This is a genomic window from Chloroflexota bacterium (genome assembly GCA_016219275.1).
Lineage (GTDB): Bacteria > Chloroflexota > Anaerolineae > UBA4142 > UBA4142 > JACRBM01.
Genome location: JACRBM010000040.1, coordinates 317378 through 329782 on the forward strand (window position 1 = coordinate 317378; position 12405 = coordinate 329782).

General features: G+C 55.8%; 11 protein-coding genes. 3 read left to right on the forward strand and 8 right to left on the reverse strand.

The genetic code is table 11. The features are described from left to right. The first annotated feature begins 42 nt into the window (after positions 1–42). The 3 genes from HY868_10535 to thyX all read left to right on the forward strand — a co-directional run bounded on the left by HY868_10535 (position 43) and on the right by thyX (position 2672). Positions 43–690 carry a hypothetical protein gene (locus HY868_10535; GenBank protein ID MBI5302565.1) on the forward strand — a complete coding sequence of 216 codons (648 nt, stop codon included), beginning with the start codon at positions 43–45 and terminating at the stop codon, positions 688–690. Positions 691–796: 106 nt separating this feature from the next. After that, entirely contained in the window at positions 797–1915 is a 1119-nt protein-coding gene (locus HY868_10540; protein ID MBI5302566.1) for an ABC transporter ATP-binding protein, read from the forward strand. Positions 1916–2030: 115 nt separating this feature from the next. Next, positions 2031–2672 (forward strand): FAD-dependent thymidylate synthase, encoded by a 642-nt coding sequence (gene thyX / locus HY868_10545; GenBank protein ID MBI5302567.1) that lies wholly within the window; start codon positions 2031–2033, stop codon positions 2670–2672. 64 nt (positions 2673–2736) lie between these two features. Here the strand turns inward: thyX and HY868_10550 are convergent, their stop codons facing one another. The 8 genes from HY868_10550 to HY868_10585 all read right to left on the reverse strand — a co-directional run bounded on the left by HY868_10550 (position 2737) and on the right by HY868_10585 (position 12266). Beyond that, positions 2737–5154, reverse strand: a complete 2418-nt coding sequence (locus HY868_10550; protein MBI5302568.1) for a hypothetical protein — start codon at positions 5152–5154, stop codon at positions 2737–2739. Between the two features lie 66 nt (positions 5155–5220). Beyond that, entirely contained in the window at positions 5221–5418 is a 198-nt protein-coding gene (locus HY868_10555; protein MBI5302569.1) for a hypothetical protein, read from the reverse strand. Positions 5419–5429: 11 nt separating this feature from the next. Beyond that, positions 5430–5570: a hypothetical protein gene (locus tag HY868_10560; protein MBI5302570.1), complete on the reverse strand. Its 141-nt coding sequence runs from the start codon at positions 5568–5570 to the stop codon at positions 5430–5432. A 110-nt stretch (positions 5571–5680) separates the two neighbouring features. After that, the gene (locus tag HY868_10565) at positions 5681–7153 is read right to left on the reverse strand and encodes an NADH-quinone oxidoreductase subunit N (protein MBI5302571.1); all 1473 of its coding nucleotides are present in this window, start codon (positions 7151–7153) and stop codon (positions 5681–5683) included. 92 nt (positions 7154–7245) lie between these two features. Next, on the reverse strand, positions 7246–8793 hold the full coding sequence (locus HY868_10570) for an NADH-quinone oxidoreductase subunit M (protein MBI5302572.1): 1548 nt from the start codon (positions 8791–8793) through the stop codon (positions 7246–7248). Positions 8794–8864: 71 nt separating this feature from the next. Beyond that, positions 8865–11042, reverse strand: a complete 2178-nt coding sequence (gene nuoL, locus HY868_10575; protein ID MBI5302573.1) for an NADH-quinone oxidoreductase subunit L — start codon at positions 11040–11042, stop codon at positions 8865–8867. Positions 11043–11121: 79 nt separating this feature from the next. Continuing rightward, on the reverse strand, positions 11122–11439 hold the full coding sequence (nuoK, locus tag HY868_10580; GenBank protein ID MBI5302574.1) for an NADH-quinone oxidoreductase subunit NuoK: 318 nt from the start codon (positions 11437–11439) through the stop codon (positions 11122–11124). A 44-nt stretch (positions 11440–11483) separates the two neighbouring features. Beyond that, positions 11484–12266, reverse strand: a complete 783-nt coding sequence (locus tag HY868_10585; protein MBI5302575.1) for a PD40 domain-containing protein — start codon at positions 12264–12266, stop codon at positions 11484–11486. Positions 12267–12405 lie beyond the last annotated feature (139 nt).

Below are 12405 nucleotides of genomic sequence, written 5' to 3' on the forward strand. Positions count from 1 at the left end.
GCCTGGAATCTTGTGCAGATACTCCTCCGCTTGAAAAGTCACATGCCTAAAGTACTGATCCTACTATTCCTGGCGTTCGCGGCTGGGTGCGGTACATTTTCCGAAACCGCTGACCCCACCTCGGATGCGCCGGAAATTCCGAGACCGCAAGTTGCGTCTTTCAAGGATGCCGTAACATACCAACAAGCTTTGCAGGTATGGCAAACTCCCGAAGACATCAACGCGTGGATCGGTGCCAGGTTCACTTATGACATGGCGCGAGCAATGGCACTATCTGAGACCCAGCGAAACAGGTCCGGTCAATTATCCATCTACGAGCCACACGATTTCTTCGCCGCCCCTTCAGGAGTGTGCGTTGACCTGTCTCGCTTTGCCGTCGAAACCCTCCGACACATCGCGCCGGCTGTCAAGCCCAACTATTTGATGATTGAGTTCACGCCAGTCGAGCTGGATGGCAACACGTTGCGCCTACACTGGCTCACCTCTTTTCGGCGAGACGGGAACTATTATTTTTTTGCCGACTCCAAGCGCCCAGGTCACATCGCAGGACCGTATATCGGCATCCCAGAGTTTGTAGCCGAGTACGCCAAGTACCGCGGCAGACCCATCGTCGCATTCCAGGAACTAGAATCGTACCAACGCAAGCAACGCACACCGGCATTGAAGCAACATCGCGAAGAACGCCCCTAGCTCTTGGGAACAACCACGTGACCTTTGAGTCGAAGGTTGCTTTTTGATCTCGCTATTTCCGCGTGATTGGAGTAAAATACAGTCACTTCAACCTGAGACAAAACCAATGGCAAAAATCGAACTCGTCCACATTAGCAAAGCATTCGACGCGCGCAAGCCAGCGCTTACGTTCCCCTTCCCATCGCGCGATTTGCCTGCCGCGCGCCGCCCGTTCGCAATCGAAAATCTCAACCTCACGGTTCCGCACGCGAAGACACTTGTCATCCTGGGTCCGAGCGGGTGCGGCAAAACGACGATTCTCAAAATGATCGCGGGGTTGATCGAGCCGGATGCCGGCGAAATTCTGTACAACGGCACCAACATGCAAGATGTGCCGCCCGGTCAACGCGGGATCGGATTTTTGTTTCAAGGGTACGCGCTCTATCCGCACCTGACTAGCAAGACCAACATCCTCTCGTACTTTTTCTTCAAGAAGAAAACGCCAACCTTGAATGCAGAGGCGCAAGCCAAGTACAAACGCACGAGCGAATTGCTCGGCGTCGAGATCGAGTACCTCCAAGACCGGATGCCGAGCACCTTGTCCGGTGGCGAACGCCAACGCGTCGCGCTCGGACGGTGTATCACACGCGACCCGGTCGTGTTTCTGCTCGACGAGCCGTTCTCGAATCTCGATCCGAAACTGCGCGAGAAATATCGCGTGAACTTGAAAACGCTGCTCACACAATTCAACGTGACGACGGTCTACGTCACGCACGATCAACAAGAAGCATTCATCCTCGCCGATATTATCGCGATCATGGATACCGGACGCATCGAGCAGACCGGCACGTACGAAGACATTTACAATCGTCCCAAGAATGTGTTCATCGCGGAATTTCTCCATCTCAACGTCGAGACGCCGCCGATCAACTGGGTTGCCGGCGCGCGTGTCGTGTCCGAATTCTCCGGCGACAAGGTCGGCGCACGTTCGGAAGATGTGCTCGTCACGCGCGAGCCACGCGAGAATGCGATCCAGGCGACTGTTCGTAACCGGCAAAACCTGGCGCTCAAAAGCATCGCGATCTTGACGCTCGCCGTCGGCGATGACCAGGTCGTCGCGTCCGTGCCCATCGCGGCAGAGTTTCGCACCGGCGACCAGGCATGGCTCACATTCCGCAAGTACCACGTGTTCGATCACAAAACGCAACTTCGCACGCGCACGATTCTCGCGGAACCACCCGCTTAAACCGTTGCGCGAGAAGCAAAGTTTCTTTACCCACGAAGGACACGAAGGAGCACCAAGTTTTGTTTTTTCTTCGTGATCTTCGTGTCCTTCGTGGAAAATCGCCTGAGGATAAACGATGATCATCGTCGAACCGGCTTTCACGATTCTCAATCCGCAATCGAAAGACGACGCGCTGGCAATGCTCCGCCGCGTCGAATTCGCCGGACGCGTGTGTTACAAGTCCGAAGACCGCGTCACGCCCGACAGTTATCATCGTTTCATCCAGATGTTGATGCAGAAAAATCACTGGTCGGTGATCGAACACGCGACGATGACCGCGCACATCGTCACGAATCGCGGCGTGACGCACGAACTCGTGCGCCATCGCATCGCGTCGTTTTCGCAAGAGAGCACCCGCTATTGCAATTACAACAAGGGCAAGTTCGGCGGCGAGATCACCGTCGTCGCGCCGCGCGAACTCGGCGAAGCGGACAGGGAGATTTGGCGCGCGACTATGGAATCATCGGAGCAAGCATACCTGGAATTGATTCAACGCGGTGCGTCGCCGCAAATCGCGCGCGGAGTTTTGCCCAACGACCTCAAGGCGGAAATTGTTGTGACCGCGAACTTGCGCGAGTGGCATCACCTGTTCGCGTTGCGCTGTGCGCCGAACGCACATCCGCACATTCGCCACGTGATGCAAATCGGCTTGGCGCAAGCGGTCGAAATGTTCACGCCCGTGTTTGATGATCTGAAAGAATTGTGCGTGGTGGGATGAGGTTGATAAAAAAACGCGGTTCGCCGAAAATTTCAGCGAACCGCGTTTCGATTTTAGATCGCACTCATCGAACGACTCGACGCCGCGCGAACACGAATGCGAGCGCGCCGACCAGCATCGCGCTGAAACCACCAATCGCGAACCACCCCGATGCTTCGTCCTCGCGAGCATTGAGCGACGAAAGCGTGACTGCCGTGGGCACATTGTTTGGATTGCTCGTCGCGAGCGTCCACCGACTCAATTGCGTAACGCCCGGTAACGTGGCGCAATTGCCGCTGGGCGCGCTGGGCGGCGCGCCGGCATCCGTCCATGATGCGCCACTGTATCGCCAGAACCGGAGACTCGCCTCCGACAACCCGCCCAATTCCGCGGTGGTGTAGCACAATCTAAGCGTGAGACTGATTCCACTGCTCACCGTCGGCGAAATGCTCCACCACGCGCCCAATGTATTGCTCGGCGTGCCGCCAGTCCAACTAGTCTGTTTAGTTACGGTGATGATACCTGGGTCAGTAAAACTCGCATCGCGCTGGATGCCGGACACCGTCGGTCCGAATGTTGTCTGTGCGGAACTGCTCACCCCACGCTGAACCCAGTTGCCATCGGCGATTTTCAATTCGTACGCGCCCGCATCACAATTCAAATCGTCGCGCGTCTGTCCACGCTGATCGGTCGTGGGGCAATTGGCGACGGTCGCCGCGTCAATCGCCGCGCTTTCAGGTCCAAGTTTCATCGTTTGCGAACCGCCGCCATTATTCGCGAGCGCGCCAAGTTTGGGATCGCCGCTGGTCGCGCCGGGACAACTCTCGTCGCCCCAATGCACATTGCCACTAACGCCGGTGTAGTAGGTGCCGCCGCAATTGCCCGCCGCGCCATGATTCGCAATGATCGAATTATTGATTCGGTAAGGACCCGCGCCATACACGCCGCCGCCGTTGGTAGCCGTGTTGCCGGACAACGTGCTGTTGGTTATTTCCGCCAATCGGTTCGTCACGTTGTAGATGCCGCCACCCTGGGACGCGTTATTCGCGGTGAAGGTACTGTTGATGATGTTCAACGTGCCGTCGTTGTAGATGCCGCCGCCGTTCGAGGTACTGGCGTTATTGTTCGAGAACGTACTGTTGGTCACGCGCAACGCGCCGCTGTTGCTAACGCCCGCGCCATTGCCACTGGTGCTGCCCTGAGTAATATTCAACCGATTCAACGTCACACTAGTGCCGGCGACCGTGGAAAAGACGCGCACACTGCTGCCGCCGCTCACCGTGATCGTGCGACCGGTTCCATCAATCACCACGTCGCGGTCAATCACCACTTCGCTCGATAGATTGATCGTATAGTCGCCATCGAAAACAATCGTGTCGCCGGCAGAGGCGTCCAGAATGGCTTGGCGCAATGAACCAGCGCCGGAATTGTTCGCGTTCGTCACGTGCCGGGTCGTAGTCGCGGGGGGCCAACCCAGGTCGCGCATCAAACCCATCGTGACCGGTCCGGGGCTGTGCTTGGCTTGCCCACTGCCAATCGCATAGACCATCAACTCGCTGGCGCTGTACGCGTTATAGTCGAGGTGCGAGATGCTTGACCCAGAACTGTAGGTAGACGGTGCGTAGATTTTAGCATAGTTGCCGCCATTCGCGGCGGTGGCATTCGTACCTTGAAAGTAAAGGTTGTTGCTTGTCAATTGGCTTCCCAGCGCGGCGGAAGGATTGACGAAACTGCTGATGAGCAACTGACTGGAGCCATTGTATACAGAACGATCATAAATAGTTGGATACCCACTCATGCCCCAACAGCCAGAGTTGGCGGAGCCACAACTCGTCGTGCCATAAGCGAACGAGCCGAGAAATCCCAAGCCGTGGAGAATTTCGTGGAACGCCACGCTCACCAGGTCGGTCTGACCGCTGGGCGGGTTCGCATCCGTGCCATAGTACCAGGTAAAGGCATTGCTGTAGCCGATGTAGATTTCGTTGGTGGACACATTCAGATCGGAACCGGCAAGCGCATTCGCGAAGGGGTAGGCATACCAGGTGTTTGCGACTGGTGCGCCGGGAAAATCGCGGTAAAAGGTGGTCGGCGCGCCATGTCCCAGCACCCCAGGAGCCAGGTTGTCCGCCCAACACGCATTGATGGTCGTAGCCACAGTGGAATTGAACCGCGCGGCGGCAAGACTGGCTGCGTAAGAAAAAGCTGTTTGGGCGTTGGCGGGCCAAGCGATACAGTTGTCTCCGTACGATCCCGAACCGGTGATATAGTTGATGTTGATCGTCATCGCGTTTGGCGCGCGAACCTTGGGATTAAAGCCGCGCGGAGCCGGAATCCGAATCGGACGTGAATCGGGAACGTAGCGCATCTCCAACAAGCGCGGAGTGGGACTCGCTTGCAGGGATGGCGCGGCATTGGACGTACTCGCGCCGAGAAACAAGATTGCGAAACAGAGGATCGTACCAACGAGGAATGCGGACAGACCGAGCTTACGCAAGTGGTTCATGCTTTGTGCCTCCTTGAATATGTTATGACAAACTGCCACGACGAGCCGCAATGTGCTTGACGCTCGTTATCTCAGCAATTTGAACCAATCTGTGCCGGTAATGATGTTGCACGCCAGGAATAAAAAGATGCACAACAAAATGATGCCGCATCCAAATCCCGAACATCCTCGGCGGAAACCGAAATTGTCTTGCAACCAATCAAAAATCTTGCCGAGCAAGAATAATTCGAGCAGACCGGCAAGACAACCTTGACGCTCGCGCATCCCTCCTCCTGTTATTGCAGACCGCTCGTCACACGCGAGAACACGTTGCCAATTTGCGGACCCAGTAAAAGAAGTACCGCGATCGTACAACAGACGATCAAGACACACGCGACGATAACGACGACGATTCCGATCAGCACCTTGCGATTCATTTTGTCTACTCCATTTCGGCAACCAACCTTGGGAAGGTTGGTTGATTTCCTAAACAACGTCGAAGAAAAAAGCAACCTCTGTTTCCAGAGATTGCTTCTTCACAAAATCACTACGGCTTCGCCACCGCAACCATTCGCATACCCCACGCGGCAAGGTCAATCAGTTGTTGCGGGAACACGGCGAGCAAGAGCACGACTGCCGCGCACGCCACGACCGATGCGGTCACAACCATCGGCACGCGAATCGGCTCGGCGGTCTTGGGCGCATCGAAGAACGCGGCGCGCACGACCGAGAAATAGTAGAAGACGCTGACGACGCTGTTCACAACGCCGATGGCGGCGAGAGCCAGGTATCCTTCTTTGAGCGCCGCGCCGAACACAAAGAACTTGCCGATGAACCCCGCCGTCGGCGGAATGCCGGCGAGCGAGAGGAAAAAGATCACGAGCAACGCGGCGAGCAAAGGCGCGCGCTTAATCAGTCCGGCGTACTCGGGAATTTCGACCGCGCCGGTCGCGCTTTCAATCGCGACGACGACGATGAACGCGCCCAAGTTCGTGAATAGGTACGCCGCGAGATAGATCAACACGCCGTTCAACCCGGCGAATGGCGACGCGCCGCCGAGCTTCACGCTGACCAAGCCGATCAAAATATAGCCGGCTTGCGCGATGGACGAGTACGCGAGCAAACGCTTGATGTTCTTTTGTTGCAATGCGACGAGATTGCCGAGCGTCATCGTCATAATCGAAACAACTGAGAGCAACGCCGCCCATTCGGTTTGGAAACCGGGGAACGCGGTCAACGCGACGCGCATCAACAGCGCAAAGCCCGCGGCTTTCGAACCGACCGAGAGGAACGCGACAATTGGCGTCGGCGCGCCTTCGTAGACATCGGGCGCCCATTGGTGGAACGGCACCGCCGAAATCTTGAAGCCGAATCCCGCCAGCACGAGCGCGAACGCGACGAGACCCAGTTCCCTCGTCGAAGCGTCGGTCGCGGTCGCAAACACCTGTGCCATGTCCGCGAGATTCAGCGAGCCGGAAATGCCATAGAGCAACGACAAACCGTAGAGCATCACTGCGCTCGTCACCGCGCCGTACAAAAAGTACTTGATCGCCGCTTCGTTCGATTTCTTGTCCTCGCGTAAAAATCCAGCGAGCAGGTACGACGTGTAACTCAGGAACTCGATGGAGAGATAGACCATCAACAAACTGGTCGAACTAGCCATCATCATCGTCGCGAGCACCGCGTACGTGAGCAAGAAATAAAAGTCGCCTTTGAATGGCGTGCGTCCCTTCAAGAAACTGATCGAGACCAACACGGTGAGCAAACCCGCTAACGCGCTAATCAGTTTGAAGAACAACGCGTACGTGTCCACCGCGTACATTCCGGCGAATAACGACTGGTTCGCGCCCCAGTAATTTATCGTCGCGCCGAGCGCGAGCGCAAAACCCAGCACGGCGAGCCACGGTAAAACCGGTTCGCTCTGCTCGCGCCAAACCAAATCCACGACGACGATCAACAGACCGACGACCGTCAGAATCAGTTCGGGTGAAATCAAAAGCCAGGTATTGATGTCAGGCATAAAAACTCCGCGTAGTTTGCTAGTGCGATAGTTCGATCGTGCGATAGTTTATTCATCCAACTATCGCACTATCTCACTATCTCACTATCGCACTAAAACTTGAACGCGCTGATCAACGCGACCGAAATCGTATTGATCGTGTTAAGAATCACTGACGGATACACACCGATGAGCACCATCAAGAAAACGAGTGGCGCGAGTGTGAGCACTTCGGGCGTCGTGAGATCGGTGAGATGTTTGTGCGGAGCGTCCCACTTGGCTTCGTCGAACGTGCCGAGCAAAACATTCTGAATCACTTTCCAGAGCAACAACGCCGCGCCAAAGATGATGCCGAGTACCGAAATCGTCGAGAGCACCGCGAGCGTTGCGAACGCGCCGCGGAACACCATGAACTCACTGATGAACCCGGCAAGTCCCGGCAAGCCGAGCGACGCAAACGTCGCGACGAGCAGGATGCCGCCATACACCGGCACCTTCGCGCCGAGTCCGCCGAACATTTTCAAATCGCGCGTGTGCGCGCGCTCGTACAACATGCCGACGATAAAAAAGAGCGATCCCGTGATGACGCCGTGATTGAACATTTGCAAGATCGCGCCGTCGAGCGCGATACTCCGGTCGGTTAATGTCGCGCCGCCCGCCGCCACCGCCGCCGCGATGCCCAGGATCACATAGCCCATGTGATTGACGGACGAGTACGCGATCAAGCGTTTGAAATCGGTTTGCGCCATCGCGGCGAGTGCGCCGTACACAATCGAGATCGTCGCGAGGATGCCGATGATCGTCGCGTTCGCTTGGAACACTTGCGGGAAAATCGGGATGAGCACGCGGACGATGCCGTACGTTCCCAGTTTCAGCAGGATGCCTGCCAGGATGACTGAGCCAGCGGTCGGCGCAGCCGTGTGCGCGTCGGGCAACCAGGTGTGGAACGGGAAGAGCGGGACCTTGATCGCGAATGCGATAAAGATGCTCCAGAATGCGAGCGAGGCAAACGTCCAATCATTCGCGAACGGTTTGCGCGATGCCAGCTCGATGATGTCGAACGTACCCGGCGTGCTCGCGCTCGACGTCGTGATGTACATCGCGATGATCGCCAGGAGCATGAACACGGAACCGGCGAGCGTGTAGAGAAAGAACTTGATCGCCGAGTACTGCGGACGGTCTTCCGCATGTCCCCAAATCGCGATGAGAAAGTACATCGGCACGAGACCCAGTTCCCAGAACACGTAGAACAAGAAGAAATCGAGCGAAAGGAACACGCCGATCATGCCAGTTTCGAGTAGCAGAAACATCAGGAAGAATTCGCGCACGCGGTCGTTGATGACGTACTTGGAATAAAACAGCGAGAGCGTCGTCAGCAACGTCGTGAGAAACACGAGCGGCATACTCAATCCATCAATGCCGACGTGATAACGGACGTTGAGCGACTGAATCCACATCACGGATTCTTCAAGTTGCATCTTGGCGTTGCCGGTATTGTACAAAACAAACCAGATGTACCCCGCAATCGCCAAGGGAATCAAACTCCAAAGGATCGCGAACCACTTGATCGTTGGATTCGCTTTCTCGCCTTTGGGGAAAAAGAGCAATGCCGTTGCGCCAATGAGCGGCAACACAATCAATAAAGTCAGCCAGGGAATCATCTACGTTTCCTCCGACCTACCCCTCCCACACCCTCCCCTTGCGAAGGGGAGGGCTGGGGTGGGATCAGGTTTTATCGAATCATGAAATAGACCACGAAAATTGCCGCGCCGGTAATCGCGAGCAACAGGTACGCTTGCACGCGACCGGTCTGAATCAATTTCAATCCATCGCCCAGTTCGGTCGTGACAAAGCCGGTCAGGTTGACGAGACCATCCACGACGTTCTTGTCAATCCAACCGCTGATCGCGGAGAGCAATCGCCCAATCGCGCCGGCGAGATTGACGAGACCATCCACAATCGCTTTGTCGAACGCGTAGCACACTTGCGCGAGCCAACCAAAGAATTGGATGACGACGCCGGCTTGAATCCGCACCGAGTCCACCGTGCCGGTCTTGCCTTCGGGTCCTTCCTTCTGCGCGATGACGAGACCGTACACTTCGTCGAGATAGTACTTGTTCCGTAACAGTTTCCAAATCGGACCGAGCGCCATCAATGGATCACGTTGACCGTGTTCCAGCGGTTTCATTCCGTACAACAACCAGCCAAGCGCGATGCCGACGAATGCGATGCCGACCGACATCCCGGCGACCATCGGATTGAACGGTGTGTGCTCCATGTGCTCCGCGATGCCGAGCACATTCTCGCCGACGAACTTGCCAAAGAATTCGATGCCGAGCGGCGACGCGTTCATGAAACCAATCGTCGCGGCGAAGAACGCGAGCACCGCGAGCGGCGCCCACATCACGACCGGCGATTCGTGCGCGTGCTCGACCACGTGATGATCGCGACCCGCGCCAAAGAACGTGAGGAAAATTTGGCGCGTCATGTAGAACGCGGTAAAGAACGCCGCAATCGCCAGCATCACAAACACCGCGAGCGCGACCGGGTTCGGATGTTCGCCAAATCCCAACTCGAACGCGTGCGCGAGAATTTCGTCCTTGCTCCAGAACCCGGCGAGTGGCGGAATGCCGGCGAGCGCAATCGCGCCGATGATAAACACCGTCGCGGTGATCGGCATTTTCTTTCTCAAGCCGCCCATGTTCATCATATCGTTCGTACCGACGCCGTGAATCACCGCGCCCGCGCTGAGGAAGAGCAACGCCTTGAAGAACGCGTGCGTGATAAGATGGAACGCGCCCGCCGTGTACGCGCCGATGCCAAGCGCCGCAACCATGAACCCAAGTTGCGAAATCGTGGAGAACGCGAGCACGCGCTTGATGTCGTCCTGCGCAACTCCAATCGTCGCGGCGAACAACGCGGTGAACGCGCCGATGAGCGCAACGACCGTCATAGCGGGTCCACCGATTTCTGCCGCGGTGATGAACAGCGGGAACGTGCGCGCGATCAAATAGACGCCGGCGGAAACCATCGTCGCCGCGTGAATGAGCGCACTAACCGGCGTCGGACCTTCCATCGCGTCCGGCAGCCAGACGTGGAGCGGGAACTGGGACGATTTGCCGACCGTGCCACCCAGGATCAATAACGCGATGACAGTGACGGCAGGGATTCCCAGGATTTGCGCTTCGGCGAGATGGTGCAAACTTTTTTCGGTAAAGATCGCCGGGAAGTTCAAATCGCCGGCGGTGATGTAGAGCAACAAAATACCGACGAAGAAAATCGAATCGCCGACGCGCGTCGTCATAAACGCTTTGAGCGCGGCGAATTTCGCGCGCACCGTTTGCGCGTCGTCAATGTGATGCTCATGCGGCAGTTTGGTAGACCAGAAACCGATGAGCAAGTACGAGCACAAGCCCATGATTTCCCAGAACACGAACAACTCGATGAGGTTGGACGAAATCACCAAGCCAAGCATCGCGCCGGCAAAGAGCGAGATGTACGCAAAGAATCGCGCGTAACGCGGGTCGTCGGTGACGTGGTGATGACCGTGCTCGTCGGTGTGGCTGTGCTGCATGTAGCCGATGCTGTAGATGAAGATCATCAAGCAGACTGTCGTCACCATAAACAGTACGATTGCCGCGAGCGGATCAATCATCACGCCAACCGTAAAGCTCTCCTTGCCGGTTGGCAAGCCGAGGAAACCAAGGAGCGGTTGATAGAACGGGTGCTTGGCAAGTTCGCCGCCCTTACCGATGGCTTCGTACAACACGCCGTACGCGAACACACCCGATAGGAAAATTCCGGCGACGGCGGTCAGCGCGCTGACGCGATTGTTGCGATTGAGAAACAACACAATCAGCAAAAATACGGCGAGCGGAAAAATTGGAATCAAGAATGCGTAATTGAACATTGACGCCTCTGGTCAAGAATTACCACTTACCAATTACTAATTACCTTTTGGGGAATTGGTAATTTGTAATTGGTAATTTTTACCACTTCATCAAATTAACGTCTTCGACATTCACCGTATCGCGCGAGCGATAGATCGCGATGACGAGCGCGAGACCAATCGCGGCTTCGGCGGCGGCGAGCGTGATGACGAACAACGCGAACACTTGCCCGGCGAGATCGAACACGTCACCCGCCGGTTTGACGTAGCGCCAGAACGCGACCAGGTTGATGTTCACCGCGTTCAGCATCAACTCGACGCCGATCAAAATCGCAATCGCATTGCGTCGCGCGAGCGCGCCGTACAAACCGAGACAAAACAGCGCCGCGCCGACGAGCAAAAAATACTGGAGTGGAATCATATTTCATCCTCGTTATCTACTGATGAGATCACCGATCTTGATTATTTCACCTTGTTCGCAGTTGGATTGATTTTTAGTATGTACCATCCGTCTCGACCACTGTATAAAATTCGCTTTCCATCGGGAGACCAGTTGGACAAATATCCATCGCCCAGGATTTGTTGTCCCATTACCCCATCTGTCGAGATTATCCAGATTGGAGCCGGGCTACCCCGTCCATCTCCACGCGTGAACACAAGATATTTGCCGTCCGGAGACCAGGACAAGTTATTTAGATGGTCGAACACATCATTGCGAAACACAACTTGCGTTTGACCGGATTGCACATCGTAGATCCGAATTTCCGGTGGATCCGCATGAAGCGGATAAGCAATTCTATCTCCACTCGGAGACCAAACCATTTTAACTGCCGAGCTGTGACAGTTCTTCAGTAATGGAATTACCGCGCCATTCGAGCGGTGCAGAACTGCAACTGCTGGGACAAGCTGCTCACCGTTCATGCTTGCCGAATAGGCAATGGCCGCGTTATCGGCTTGGGGCGATAAAAGAACCTGGTCGCTCGGTATAATGTCAATGGGATCCGAGAAACGTCCATCCGACAAGGGACGACTGAATCCAAAGCCAGTTCCTGAATCAGGCGCGCTCAAACCTGCATGGATGGTTTTCCGCGTACCGAGATCGAATCGCATCAGATCAGTACCGGCAATGAAATAAATGCTCTGACCATCCGCGGACCAAACCGGACGCGCGCCATCATCGGTGATTTTTTCCCATGTATTGCGAGAAGGAGAGTACAGCGATAGTTTAGTCGTACCAATTCCCACTAGTACAGCTCGGCATAAATCCTTCGGTAGTTCAAACCGTTAATGGACGGCCAGCATAGGTCCACTTAAACGGCTTGGCCATCGTGCGATTGAAGTACTCGATGAATTTCAAAATCCGTTGGCGCAATTCTTCCAGGGA